The following is an 11,956-nucleotide window of genomic DNA, read 5'->3' on the forward strand; positions in this document are numbered from 1 at the left end:
AAGACCCGCACCCGATACGACGAAGCGACCGCCTGGTCGCACCACGCCCACCTCCATGCCGCTTGACCTCAAACGTCATGGGGTGTCTGACCCGGACATCGTCACCGTGCACGCCACCGACGGGACTCCGCACACTGTCCACCTGGTGCGACTCTGAGCTCCCGGGCGGGGGCGGTTGACCCTGACACCGTGTGAGGGGGTTGGCTGTTCCCGTCCGCCCGGTGAGCCTCCGGTGCGGCCCCACACCACGAAGGGTTCTCCGTGCTCGGCTACACCGGCTCCGGACCGTACTGCTTCACCAACTCACTGGCCATGATGCTGGGCCAGGACGCTCCGTCCACCGCCGTGATCGAAACGCTCACCGGCTCACCGTTCGGTGCCCAGCTCATCGCCGGCTCGCTGCCGCTGTTCGACCCCTACGGCTGGCACCCCGAGACCGGCCTGGACGCCGCGGTCGAGCTGCTGGGCTGGAGCTGCGAGCGCAGCGACGGCGGCACCCCGGCCGAGGCGCTGGACCGGTTGCGAGCCGCCTGCTCGCGGGGGCCCGTTCTGGTCGGTCCGGTGGACATGGGCCTGCTGCTGTACCAGCCCGGCACCCCGAACGACGGCGGCGGCGACCACTACGTGGTGGTGCTCGCCGCCGACCAGGACGAGGTCGAGCTCCACGACCCCCACGGCCACCCGTACGCGACCATGCCCGCCCAGGCCTTCCTCGGCGCCTGGGAGGGGAAGGGGATCAGCTACATCGACGCGCCGTTCGTCCTGCGGACCGACTTCGTGCGCCAACGCCTGGTCGCGCCTCTTGATGCGCTCCGGCGGTCGCTGCCCAGGGCCGCACGGTGGCTGGCCGGGCGGGACGAGCTGCCCATGCCGCCCGGTTCGCTGGGCGGGGCCGCCGCCGTCGAGGCGCTCGCCGAGCTGGTCGCCCAGGGCACACCGCCCGGCATCCGCACGCTGCTCACCGCCTTCGGCGTACGGGTCGGAGCCCGCCGCCTGAACGACGCGGCGGTCTGCCTGGCCTCACTCGGGCTGTCGGACGCCGCCGCCGTCACCCAGCGTCAGGCCCGGCTCCTCGGCGGCCTGCAGTACCCGCTGGTGCACGGCGACGACCAGGCAGCGGCGGCCCGCCTGCGCCTGCTGGCCCCCACGTACGCGGAGCTGCACGCGGCGCTGGGCCCGGCGGCGGCCTGACGGCTCGTATGATCGCCGGATGCGCAGTTACGGACCGGACCTGACTCCGCCTTGGAAGAACCAGGCTCCCGCCCCCGAGATCGCCGCCGAGCGGGACCTCGTGGTCGAGGAGGCCGCGAGCGGCTTCTGCGGGGCGGTGGTGCGGTGCGAGAAGACCGCCGAGGGCTTCACCGTGACCCTGGAGGACCGCTTCGGCAAGCTGCGGGTCTTCCCGATGGCCCCGCGCGGCTTCCTGCTGGAGGGCAAGGTGGTCACCCTGGTCCGGCCCGACCGCTCGGCCGCGCCGGTGAAGCGCGTGACCGCCTCGGGCTCGATCGCCGTGCCCGGCGCACGGGCCCGGGTGGCCCGTGAGTCCCGGATCTACGTCGAGGGCCGGCACGACGCCGAGCTGGTCGAGCGGGTCTGGGGCGACGATCTGCGGATCGAGGGCGTGGTGGTCGAGTACCTGGAGGGCATCGACGACCTCCCCGCGATCGTCGCCGCCTTCTCCCCCGGCCCCGGCCGCCGCCTCGGCGTCCTGGTCGACCACCTGCTCCCCGGCACCAAGGAGCACCGCATCGCCGCCCAGGTCACCGGCGATGCCGTACTGATCGTCGGCCACCCCTACATCGACATCTGGCAGGCGGTGAAGCCCGCAAGCGTCGGCATCCCCGGCTGGCCCGACGTGCCCTTCGAGGAGTCCTGGAAGGAGGGCATCTGCCGCCGCCTCGGCTGGCCGGTCGACACCCCCGCCGCCTGGAAGCGCATCCTCGCCTCGGTCAACTCCTACAAGGACCTGGAGCCCGCCCTGCTCGGCAGGGTCGAGCAGCTGATCGACTTCGTGACCGCTCAGGAGGAGTAGGTCTGGAACTCGCTGGTGTCGAGAGTGAGGCCCAGCGCGTCCACCGCGATCGGCTCGCCGAACTTGGTGGTCCGCGCCGAGCGGTAGTCCGACACCCCCGACGGCATCCCGTCGCTGGGCTCAGTGAGCAGTAGGCAGACGCCCTCGATCGGATCAACGATCAGGTACACCGGGATCGAGCCCTCCGCGTACAGCTGCCGCTTCTCCTGGTAGTCCCGGTGGCCGCTGGTCTTCGAGACCACCTCGACCACCATCGTCACCGCAGCGGACGGAATCAGCCGCCCCGGGCCTTCGACCGAGCCGCGCTCGTAGACGACCAGGTCAGGCTGCGGCTCACTGGCCTGCTCTGGGATGGCGATGTCCTGCGTCTGGGCACGGTGCCAGTCGGTGCGGGGGATCTGGTCGAGGATCGACTCCACGATCCAGTTGTGGACCCGGTCGGGCCCCGCCATCATCACGATTTCGCCCCTGATGAGCTCAGCCTTGTACCCCTCGGGGACTTCAAGGCTCTCGTAGATCGCTGTCGTGCGGTCATCCACGGCGGTCATCGAACGCTCCCTCGGACGGCTGCAACTACCGTAACGACAATCAGTCCACCAGGTCACGCACGACGCCGTCCGCCAGCAGGCGGCCCTGCAGCGTCAGCACCGCCCGGCCGGCCGCGAACGACGCCGTGTCCAGCAGCCCGTCCTTGACCGCCCGCTCGGCGGCCGCCAGCCCGTCCGCTGCCAGCAGCGAGAGCGGGCAGCCCTCCTTCAGCCTCAGCTCCAGCAGGATGCGCTCGACCCGGCGGTCCTCCTCCGGCAGCACCTCCCGGCCCAGGGCGGGGGTACGGGACTCCGCCAGGGCCTGGGCGTAGGCGGCGGGGTGCTTGGCGTTCCACCAGCGCACGCCGCCGACGTGGCTGTGGGCGCCGGGGCCGGCGCCCCACCAGTCGGCGCCGGTCCAGTAGAGCTCGTTGTGGCGGCAGCGCCCGGCGTCGGTGGTGGCCCAGTTGGAGACCTCGTACCACTCGAAGCCCGCAGCCGAGAGAGCCTCCTCAGCGATCAGGTACCGGTCGGCGTGCACGTCGTCGTCGATCATCGGCAGCTCGCCCCGCTTGACCCGCGCCGCCAGCTTCGTCCCGTCCTCCACGATCAGCGAGTACGCGGAGACGTGGTCGGGCCCGGCGCCGATCGCGGCGTCCAGCGAGGCGCGCCAGTCGTCGTCGGACTCGCCGGGGGTACCGTAGATCAGATCCAGGTTGACGTGCTCGAAGCCGGCCGCGCGGGCCTCGGCCACGCAGGCCTCGGGGCGGCCGGGGGTGTGGTGGCGGTCGAGCAACTGCAGAACGTGCGACTTGGCGCTCTGCATGCCGAAGGAGACCCGGTTGAAGCCGCCCTCGCGCAGCTCGGCGAGGTACGAAGGTGAGACGGTCTCCGGATTGGCCTCGGTGGTGACCTCGGCATCGGCGGCCAGCCCGAACTCGTCCCGGATCGCCGCCAGCGCGCGCACCAGATCGGTGGCGGGCAGCAGGGTCGGCGTACCCCCGCCGAAGAAAACCGTCTGCACCGGGAGATCGGTGGAACCCAGCACCCGGCGGGCCAGCCGGACCTCCTCCACCAGATTGCCCGCGTACGTCTCCTGCGAGGCGACGGCGCCCGAGGAGCGCAGCTCGGTGGCGGTGTAGGTGTTGAAGTCGCAGTAGCCGCAGCGCGAGGCGCAGTACGGCACGTGCAGGTAGAAGCCGAAGGGCCGCTCGCCTAGGCCGGTCAGGGCGTGGGCGGGCAGGGAACCGTCGTGCGGCACGGCTTCGCCGTCGGGGAGTGCGGAGGGCATACCCCCATTGTCCGGTACGGCGCGCGAACGCCGTACCGGACCTCAGGCAGGGCTCACGCCTCGTTGGCGCCCGCGTACATCCCGGCCACGGCCTCGGCGTAGTTCTTCTCGACCACCGGGCGCTTGATCTTCAGGCTCGGGGTCAGCTCGCCGTGCTCGATGTCGAGGTCACGCGGGAGCAGCGTGAACTTCTTGATCGTCTGCCAGCGCTGCAGATCGCCGTTGAGGCGCTTGACGAAGCCCTCGATCAGCGCCACCGTCTGCGGGTCGGCGGCCACCTCGGCGTAGCTCTTGCCCGCGAGGCCGTGCTCGGCGGCCCACTGCATGATCACCGGCTCGTCCAGGCCGATCAGCGCGGTGCAGAAGTTGCGGCCGTTGCCGATCACCAGGATGTTGCTGGCGAAGGGGCAGATCGCCTTGAACTTGCCCTCGACCTCGCTGGGCGCGACGTACTTGCCGCCCGAGGTCTTGAACATGTCCTTCTTGCGGTCGGTGATCCGCAGGTAGCCGTCCTTGACCACCTCGCCGATGTCGCCGGTGTGGAACCAGCCGTCGGCTTCGAGGACCTCCTCGGTCTGCTCCGGGAGGTTGTGGTAGCCGCGCATGACGCCGGGGCCGCGCAGCAGGATCTCGCCGTCCTCGGCGATCCGGACCTCGGTGCCGGGCAGCGGCTTGCCGACGGTGCCGACCCGGACGTCCTCGGCCCGGTTGACGGTGGAGCCGGCGCTGGTCTCGGTCAGGCCGTAGCCCTCCAGGATCGGCACGCCGGCGCCGAGGAAGAAGAAGCCGATCTCGGGGGCGAGCGCCGCCGAGCCGGAGACCGAGCCACGCAGCTGCCCGCCGAAGGCGGCGCGGATCTTGGCGTAGACCAGCTTGTCGGCCAGCGTGTGCTGCAGCCCGAGGCCGAACGGCACGCTCGCCTTCCCGGTGGCGATCCGGGTCTCCTGGCTGATCCGGGCGTGCTCGCGAGCCACGCGAGCCGCCCACATGAAGATCTTGTACTTGGCGCCGCCCTCGGCCCGGGCCTTGCCCGCGATGCCGTTGTAGACCTTCTCGAAGATGCGCGGCGCGGAGGCCATCAGGGTCGGGCGGATCACCGGCAGGTTGTGGATGATCCGGTCCACCCGGCCGTCCACGGCCATCACGTGGCCGGTGGCGATCTGGCCGGAGATCAGCGTCTTGCCGAAGACGTGCGAGAGCGGCAGCCACATGAACTGGATGTCGTCCGAGCGCAGCAGCCCGCTCTCCTGCTGGGCCACGCCCTCGTACGCCCAGCAGTCGTGCACCAGGCGCACGCCCTTGGGGCGGCCGGTGGTGCCGGAGGTGTAGATCAGGGTGGCCAGCTGCTCGGGCTCGAGCGCGTCCACGGACTTCGTGATCGCGTCCGGGTGCTCGGCCAGGTACGCGGCGCCGGCCTGCTCCAGCTCGGCCAGCGAGAGCACGGTGATGCCGGGCGCCTCAGGCAGCTCGGCCGGGCGGTCGAAGAGCACCACGGTGGTCAGCTCGGGCAGCTGCTCGCGCTGCTCGACCACCTTGACCAGCTGGCCGACGGTGTCGGCGAAGAGCACCTTGCTGCCGGAGTTGGCCAGGATGAAGGCCGTCTCCTCGGCGTTGGTGCTCGGGTAGACGGTGGTGGTCGCGGCCCCGGCGCACATGTTGCCCAGGTCGGCGATGATCCACTCCAGTCTGGTCGCCGAGGCCAGCGCGACGCGGTCCTCGGTCTCCGTGCCGAGCGACATCAGACCCGCGGCCACCGCCTTGACCCGCTCGGCGGTCTGCGCCCACGTCAGCGAGCGCCACTGCTCGGCGCCGGGCGCGCCGTCGGCCGCGTGCTCGTCGACCGGCACGGGGTACCGGTACGCCTCGGCATCAGGAGTGGCCTCTACCCTGCTGAGGAAAAGGTGCGCCACGGACACCGGGCGTCGCTCGATCATGGACTGCGCGGAACTCAACGAGGACCTCCGGGGGGCGGGTGGCCGTGGGTGAGCGGCGGCGGCATGAGGGGGGCGCCGACCGGCCGTCTTGGCGGTTAACACGGTAACCAACCTTGTTAACCAGCGAGTAACAAGAGGGCAATCAGCAGCCTAGGGGGTACGGAGCCGTTCCGTAAGGGGGTAGCCGCAGCTGACACCTGGGCGGACCGGCAGTGCAATGGACGCTACAAGGCGACGGGTCGGGCCGCGGCAAAGCCGCTCTGAAGCCGCCGCGAAGTATGAAAATGGGATGCGAATCCCCCAGCCGACAACGAGAGTGCTTCAGTGCTGATCACTATTCTCCGGGCCCGTCTGGCCCGGTACCGCAAACCGATCGCCTTGCTCGTCGTGCTCCAACTCGTCTCGACCATCGCCGCGCTGTACCTGCCGACCCTCAACGCCGACATCATCGACAAGGGCGTCCTCCAGGGGGACACCGGCTACATCATGGCCATCGGCGGAGCCATGATCGGCGTCACCGCCGCCCAGGCCCTCTGCTCGATCGGGGCCGTCTTCTACGGCTCCCGCACCGCGATGGCCGTCGGCCGCGACCTGCGGGCCGAGGTCTTCGACCGGGTGCAGAGCTTCTCCGCCCGCGAGCTGGGCCAGTTCGGGGCGCCCTCCCTGATCACCCGCACCACCAACGACGTCCAGCAGGTCCAGATGCTCACCCTGATGGGCTTCAACCTGATGGTCGCCGCGCCGATCATGTGCATCGGCGGCATCATCATGGCGCTCCAGCAGGACGTGCCGCTCTCCGGCCTGCTGGTCGTGGTCGTCCCCGTCCTCGGCGCCGTGGTCACCCTGCTGGTCCGCAAGCTGCGCCCGCAGTTCCGCTCCATGCAGAGCCGGATCGACGTGGTCAACCGGGTGCTGCGCGAGCAGATCACCGGTATCCGGGTGATCCGCGCCTTCGTCAAGGACGGTCACGAGCAGGACAGGTTCGGCTCGGCCAACCAGGAGCTGACCGACGTCAGCCTGCGGGTCGGCCGGATCCTGGCCTTCATGTTCCCCTCCGTGATGCTGGTGGTGAACCTCGCGAGCGTCGCCGTGATGTGGTTCGGCGCCCAGCGGATCGACAGCGGCGGGATGCAGATCGGCGCACTGACCGCCTTCCTGTCCTACCTGATGCAGATCCTGATGAGCGTCATGATGGCCACCTTCATGTTCATGATGGTGCCGCGTGCCGAGGTCTGCGCCGAGCGCATCCAGGAGGTGCTCGGCACCGACTCCAGTGTCGTGCCGCCGACCGCGCCCGTCACCGAGCTGGGCCGCCGGGGCCACCTCGAGCTGCGCGGGGTCGACTTCCGCTACCCCGGCGCCGAGGCCTCGGTGCTGCGCGAGATCGACCTGCTCGCCGAGCCCGGCCGCACCACCGCCGTGATCGGCTCCACCGGCAGCGGCAAGTCCACCCTGCTCGGCCTGGTGCCGCGGCTCTTCGACGCCACCGGCGGCACCGTCCTGGTGGACGGCGTGGACGTGCGCGACCTCTCCCCCGCGCTGCTCGCCGAAACCGTCGGCCTGGTGCCGCAGAAGCCGTACCTGTTCACCGGCACGGTCGCCAGCAACCTTCGCTACGGCCGCCCCGACGCCACTGACGAAGAACTCTGGCACGCCCTCGAGGTGGCCCAGGCCAAGGACTTCGTGGAGAAGCTCGAACTCGGCCTCGAAGCCCCGATCGCCCAGGGCGGCAGCAACGTCTCCGGCGGCCAGCGCCAGCGCCTGGCCATCGCCCGAGCCCTGGTGCGGCGGCCCGAGATCTACCTCTTCGACGACTCCTTCTCGGCCCTCGACTACGCCACCGACGCCAAGCTCCGCAAGGCGCTCGGCCGCGAGACCGCCGAGGCCACCGTGGTGATCGTCGCCCAGCGCGTCTCCACCATCCGCGACGCCGACCGCATCGTGGTGCTGGACGAAGGCGCCGTCGTCGGCTCCGGCACCCACCACGAGCTGATGGCCGACAACCCCACGTACCGGGAGATCGTGCTCTCCCAGCTCACCGAGCAGGAGGCGGCGTGAGTACCCCGTCCAAGCCGTCGAAGCCGGCTCAGCTGTCCAAGGACGCCCCCAAGGTGGCCACCGACTCGCAGGCCGCCGCCGCCCGCCGGGGGCCGGCCGGGCCCGGCCGCTTCATGGGCGGCCAGGGCACCGAGAAGTCGATGGACTTCAAGGGCTCCAGCCGCCGGGTGCTGCGCCTGATGCGTCCCGAGCGGGCCCGCCTGTACGGGCTGTTCCTGCTCGGCACGCTCTCGGTGGCCTGCTCGGTGGTCGCTCCCAAGATCCTCGGCCACGCGACCGACCTGATCGTCGCGGGCATCGTGGGCAAGCAGAACGACCGCCCCGGCGTGACCAAGCAGCAGATCATCGAGGCGCTGCGGGCCGGCGGCAAGGGCAACATCGCCGACCTGCTCAACACGGTGCCCTTCACCCCCGGTGTCGGGATGGACTTCGACGCCATCGGCACCGTGCTGCTCTGGGTGCTGGGGATCTACCTCGCCTCAGCCGTGTTCGGCATCTTCCAGTCCCGCCTGGCCGCCACGGTTGTCCAGCGGACCGTCTACCGGCTCCGCGAGTCGGTGGACGCCAAGCTCTCCCGGCTGCCCCTCAGCTACTTCGACAAGCAGCCGCGCGGTGAGGTGCTCAGCCGGGTCACCAACGACATCGACAACATCGCCCAGTCGATGCAGCAGTCAATGGGCCAGGTGGTCAACTCGCTGCTGACCATCGTCGGCGTGCTGGCGATGATGTTCTGGATCTCCCCGCTGCTCGCGGTGATCGCGCTGGTCTCGGTGCCCGCCTCGGTGGTGGTGGCCACCAAGGTCGGCAAGCGCGCCCAGCCGCAGTTCATCGCGCAGTGGAAGAGCACCGGCGCGCTCAACGCCCACATCGAGGAGATGTACACGGGCCACGCGCTGGTGAAGGTCTTCGGGCGCCAGAAGGAGTCCGCCGAGACCTTCGCCAAGGAGAACGAGGAGCTCTACGCCGCCAGCTTCAAGGCGCAGTTCATCTCGGGCATCATCCAGCCGGCCATGATGCTGATCGGCAACCTGAACTACGTGCTGGTCGCGGTGGTCGGCGGTCTGCGGGTCGCCAGCGGCGCGCTGTCGATCGGTGACGTGCAGGCCTTCATCCAGTACTCCCGGCAGTTCAGCCAGCCGCTCACCCAGGTCGCCTCGATGGCCAACCTGGTGCAGTCCGGGGTGGCCTCCGCCGAGCGGGTCTTCGAGCTCCTCGACGCGCCGGAGCAGAGCCCGGAGCCGGCCATGCCGGAGCGCCCGGCGGAGCTGCGCGGCCGGGTCTCCTTCGAGGACGTCTCGTTCCGCTACGAGCCGGAGAAGCCGCTCATCGACGGTCTCTCCCTCAAGGTCGAGCCGGGCCACACGGTGGCCATCGTCGGCCCGACCGGCGCGGGCAAGACCACCATGGTCAACCTCCTGATGCGCTTCTACGAGGTCAGCGGCGGCCGGATCACCCTGGACGGGGTGGACATCGCCGCGATGTCCCGCGAGGACCTGCGCTCGGGCATCGGCATGGTGCTGCAGGACACCTGGCTGTTCGGCGGCTCGATCGCCGACAACATCGCGTACGGGGCGGAGTCGGCCACCCGCGAGCAGGTGATCGAGGCGGCGAAGGCCGCGCACGTGGACCGGTTCGTCCGCACCCTCCCGGAGGGTTACGACACCGTCCTCGACGACGAGGGCACCGGGGTCAGCGCGGGCGAGAAGCAGCTGATCACCATCGCCCGGGCCTTCCTCGCCCAGCCCTCGATCCTCGTTCTGGACGAGGCGACCAGCTCGGTCGACACCCGTACCGAGGTGCTGATCCAGCGGGCCATGGCCACCCTGCGCACCGGCCGGACCAGCTTCGTCATCGCCCACCGCCTCTCCACCATCCGGGACGCCGACGTGATCCTGGTCATGGAGAACGGCTCGATCGTCGAGCAGGGCAGCCATGACGAACTGATCGCCGCCGAGGGGGCCTACGCCCGCCTCTACCAGGCCCAGTTCGCGGAGGCCGTCGCCGAGGTCGACTGACGCCTGGCTGCACCACGTCCGGTTGCACCACCAGGGGTGCGAGGAACCGCGCGAGCGCGGAAGGCAGCGACCTGTCACCTTCCGGCTTCGCGCGGTTCCTCGCGCCCCTTGCCGTCAAGCGGCCACTGGCACCTTGGCCTCCTTCGGGGCCCGGACCGCCTCCTCCGGGAGGTGCTTCTCCAGGCGGAGCAGCAGCGCCCCGCCGGCCGCGACGCCGGCCCCCAGGACCAGCCAGGGCAGGCGGCCGTCCAGCGCCATCAGGCCAGTGAAGAGCGAGGGCGCGATCGCCGCCGAGAGCGACCAGGAGAGCTGGTAGGTCGCCATGTAGCGGCCGCGCAGGGCCGGCGGGGCCGCCGCCGTGACCAGGGCCTGGGCGGCAGGGTTGTGGACCACCTCGCCGAAGGTGGCGAGCGCCACCGCGGCGAGCACACCGGCCGTCACCCACCCCGAACCGGGCGCCGCCAGGCCGAGCGCCGCGTCCGCCACGAAGGCCGCCGCGAAGAGCGCCGCCCCCGTCGCGGCCGCCCGGTTGCGGCTGCCGAACCGCTGCACCAGCCGCCCGGCGGGCACCCCGAGCCCCGCGCACATGACGGTGTTGACCGCGAAGGCGATACCGGTGAGCGACTGGGGTTCCCGCAGCACCTCGGTCAGGTAGACCGGCAGCAGGACCGAGAGCGCCGCGTACCCGTGCGAGATCAGGAAGTTCGCGGTGCTCAGCCCGAGGAACGGACGGTCCGCCAGCACCGCGCGGTACCCGATCTGCTCCGCCGCCACCGCCTGCTTCGGCTCGAGGGGCTGCTCCGACCGAGCCCGCTCCGGCACGCCCCAGGCGAGCACGCCGGCGACGAAGAAGCTCGCCGCGTTCACCAGCGCCGCGACGGTGTAGCCGGTGCCGCCCGCGTAGCCGACCAGCAGCGCGGCCAGCAGGCTGCCCGCGCCGAGGCCGCCGTTGACCAGGCTGCGGCCGAGGGCGTTCAGCCGCTCCAGGTCCGCGCCCGAGACCAGCTCGCCGATCCGGGCCTGCTGGGCGGCGGGGAAGCCCCGGGTCGCGGCCGCGGTGACCAGCGAGACCACGAAGAAGGCCGCCAGCGAGCCGGAGAACGGGTACGCGACGAAGCCCACGCCGCGCACCAGGTAGAGCGCGAGCTGCACCCGCCGGGCACCGTAGCGGTCCACCAGCGAGCCGACCAGGGGCAGTGCGGCCATCCCGGCCAGGCCGGTGATCGTGAGCACCAGGCCGATGACCGCGAGCGGGAGGTCGGTCACATGGCGGAAGAAGACGATCGTGAAGGGGATGTACATGCCGTTGCCGATGGCATCGACGGCCATGGCGGTGAGGAGCTTGAGCTCGCCCGGGAAGCGACGCTGATTCGAACGCATGAAAGTAACTTAGCACCAAGCTACTTATTTGTAAGCTACTTTCTCGCAAGCGACCGCTGTGCAAGACTCCTCCCATGAGCTCTTCCCCTCCGACCCCCGCCCCCGTAGACCCCGCCCCCGACGCCGTGGACGTCATCACCGCCCAGTGGCAGTGCGTCCGCCCGGACTTGGAGACCGCGGCGATGGCCACCTTCGGGCGGATCTACCGGCTCGCCAAGGCGGTCGGCGACCGCACCGAGCGCGCGTACGCGGCGTACGGGATCAGCAGGGGCGAGTTCGACGTGCTCGCCACCCTGCGCCGCTCCGGCGAGCCGTACGCCCTCTCGCCCAAGCAGCTGACGGCCACCCTGATGCTCACCACCGGCGGCATGACCGGGCGGCTCGACAAGCTGGAGAAGGCCGGGCTGCTCACCCGCTCCCCCGACCCCACCGACCGGCGCGCCCTGCGGGTCACCCTCACCCCGGAGGGCCTCGAACTGATCGACCGGGCCGTCGGCGCCGGGCTGATCGCCCAGCAGACCGTCCTCGACACCTTCACCCAGGCGGAGGTCGAGACCCTCAACGACCTGCTCCGCCGGCTGCTCACCGCGGCCTCCTGAGACGGGACAGGGCCCGGAGCGAGATGGCGGTTTCTAGGGGTCGTTGCAACACGTGGTCGGTTGTCTAGGCCGCGAGGAGTTTAGCCAGACGCTCGGCTGGGGTTTCCCAGCCGAGCGTTT

Annotated in this window: 9 protein-coding genes; 5 read left to right on the forward strand and 4 right to left on the reverse strand. The window is 70.8% G+C overall.

Annotation, left to right across the window (positions count from 1 at the left end):
- Positions 1 to 261 precede the first annotated feature (261 nt).
- Together ABT095_RS37745 and ABT095_RS37750 are read left to right on the forward strand one after the other, a co-directional pair.
- On the forward strand, positions 262 to 1,191 hold the full coding sequence (locus ABT095_RS37745; protein WP_350534153.1) for a YobF C-terminal domain-containing protein: 930 nt from the start codon (positions 262 to 264) through the stop codon (positions 1,189 to 1,191).
- Between the two features lie 19 nt (positions 1,192 to 1,210).
- A complete protein-coding gene (locus tag ABT095_RS37750) occupies positions 1,211 to 2,032 on the forward strand; it encodes a DUF3097 domain-containing protein (RefSeq protein ID WP_350534154.1) in 822 nt (273 codons plus the stop codon).
- On the opposite strand, the gene ABT095_RS37755 is transcribed toward ABT095_RS37750, so the two are convergent.
- Genes ABT095_RS37755 through ABT095_RS37765 form a run of 3 tightly spaced genes read right to left on the reverse strand, consistent with a single transcriptional unit; the run spans position 2,020 to position 5,802 of the window.
- Positions 2,020 to 2,580 (reverse strand): Uma2 family endonuclease, encoded by a 561-nt coding sequence (locus tag ABT095_RS37755; RefSeq protein ID WP_350534155.1) that lies wholly within the window; start codon positions 2,578 to 2,580, stop codon positions 2,020 to 2,022. The genes ABT095_RS37750 and ABT095_RS37755 overlap by 13 nt on opposite strands.
- A 40-nt stretch (positions 2,581 to 2,620) precedes the next feature.
- Positions 2,621 to 3,850, reverse strand: coding sequence for a radical SAM family heme chaperone HemW (gene hemW, locus ABT095_RS37760; RefSeq protein ID WP_350534156.1), 1,230 nt, complete (start codon positions 3,848 to 3,850; stop codon positions 2,621 to 2,623).
- Positions 3,851 to 3,903: 53 nt separating this feature from the next.
- Positions 3,904 to 5,802, reverse strand: a complete 1,899-nt coding sequence (locus ABT095_RS37765; RefSeq protein ID WP_350534157.1) for an AMP-dependent synthetase/ligase — start codon at positions 5,800 to 5,802, stop codon at positions 3,904 to 3,906.
- Between the two features lie 306 nt (positions 5,803 to 6,108).
- Between ABT095_RS37765 and ABT095_RS37770 the strand changes: the two genes are divergently transcribed.
- Positions 6,109 to 7,842: an ABC transporter ATP-binding protein gene (locus ABT095_RS37770; RefSeq protein ID WP_350534158.1), complete on the forward strand. Its 1,734-nt coding sequence runs from the start codon at positions 6,109 to 6,111 to the stop codon at positions 7,840 to 7,842.
- A gap of 113 nt (positions 7,843 to 7,955) precedes the next feature.
- Positions 7,956 to 9,857, forward strand: a complete 1,902-nt coding sequence (locus ABT095_RS37775) for an ABC transporter ATP-binding protein (protein WP_350534161.1) — start codon at positions 7,956 to 7,958, stop codon at positions 9,855 to 9,857.
- Between the two features lie 114 nt (positions 9,858 to 9,971).
- Here ABT095_RS37775 and ABT095_RS37780 read toward each other — a convergent pair whose 3' ends face one another.
- On the reverse strand, positions 9,972 to 11,237 hold the full coding sequence (locus ABT095_RS37780; RefSeq protein ID WP_350534159.1) for an MFS transporter: 1,266 nt from the start codon (positions 11,235 to 11,237) through the stop codon (positions 9,972 to 9,974).
- A gap of 74 nt (positions 11,238 to 11,311) precedes the next feature.
- Here ABT095_RS37780 and ABT095_RS37785 point away from each other — a divergent pair, with 74 nt between their 5' ends.
- Positions 11,312 to 11,836: a MarR family winged helix-turn-helix transcriptional regulator gene (locus ABT095_RS37785; RefSeq protein WP_350534160.1), complete on the forward strand. Its 525-nt coding sequence runs from the start codon at positions 11,312 to 11,314 to the stop codon at positions 11,834 to 11,836.
- The last annotated feature ends 120 nt before the right edge of the window (positions 11,837 to 11,956 follow it).

Source organism: Kitasatospora sp. NPDC002227, assembly GCF_040296285.1.
Classification (GTDB): domain Bacteria; phylum Actinomycetota; class Actinomycetes; order Streptomycetales; family Streptomycetaceae; genus Kitasatospora.